The 631-nt window shown below is 53.9% G+C and carries 6 tRNA genes; all 6 read left to right on the top strand.

The annotated features are described in order from the left end of the window. Positions 1-75: 75 nt before the first annotated feature. The 6 genes from DC345_RS31380 (at position 76) to DC345_RS31355 (ending at position 600) form a co-directional block, all read left to right on the top strand. Positions 76-152: transfer RNA gene (locus DC345_RS31380), tRNA-Ile, on the top strand. A gap of 25 nt (positions 153-177) precedes the next feature. Further along, a tRNA-Ala gene (locus tag DC345_RS31375) sits at positions 178-253 on the top strand. A 1-nt stretch (position 254) separates the two neighbouring features. Beyond that, positions 255-330: transfer RNA gene (locus tag DC345_RS31370), tRNA-Asn, on the top strand. Between the two features lie 4 nt (positions 331-334). Then, a tRNA-Ser gene (locus DC345_RS31365) sits at positions 335-426 on the top strand. A 19-nt stretch (positions 427-445) separates the two neighbouring features. After that, positions 446-517 (top strand) — tRNA-Glu (locus DC345_RS31360). 7 nt (positions 518-524) lie between these two features. Then, positions 525-600, top strand: a tRNA-Val gene (locus DC345_RS31355). Positions 601-631 lie beyond the last annotated feature (31 nt).

Below are 631 nucleotides of genomic sequence, written 5' to 3'. Positions count from 1 at the left end.
AGTAGGACGCCGCCAAGCGAATTCCCTTTGGGGTATTTTTTTTGCCCCCCTCGTAAGGAAAAGGGAAATATATTGGGGCCCTTAGCTCAGTTGGTTAGAGCGCACCTCTGATAAGGGTGAGGCCGGTGGTTCGAGTCCACCAGGGCCCACCATATAAGTTTTAAAACCACAGTGTATGGGGCCATAGCTCAGCTGGGAGAGCGCCTGCCTTGCAAGCAGGAGGTCAGCGGTTCGATCCCGCTTGGCTCCACCATTCCCTGATAGCTCAGTTGGTAGAGCACTCGACTGTTAATCGAGTTGTCACAGGTTCGAGCCCTGTTCGGGGAGCCATTCAGGAGAGGTGTCCGAGTTGGTCGAAGGAGCACGATTGGAAATCGTGTAGGCGCCAAAAGCGTCTCGAGGGTTCGAATCCCTCTCTCTCCGCCAGATAGAATTTTGTTACTGTGGCCCGTTGGTCAAGGGGTTAAGACACCTCCCTTTCACGGAGGTAACAGGGGTTCGAATCCCCTACGGGTCATATATATGGAGGCTTAGCTCAGCTGGGAGAGCATCTGCCTTACAAGCAGAGGGTCGGGGGTTCGATCCCCTCAGCCTCCACCATATAGTATTTTAAATAACGACGCGGGGTGGA

The organism is Paenibacillus taichungensis, from assembly GCF_003287275.1.
Classification (GTDB): domain Bacteria; phylum Bacillota; class Bacilli; order Paenibacillales; family Paenibacillaceae; genus Paenibacillus; species Paenibacillus taichungensis_A.
The sequence above is the reverse complement of the archived record's forward strand: the minus strand, read 5'-3'. Positions and strand labels throughout refer to the sequence as shown.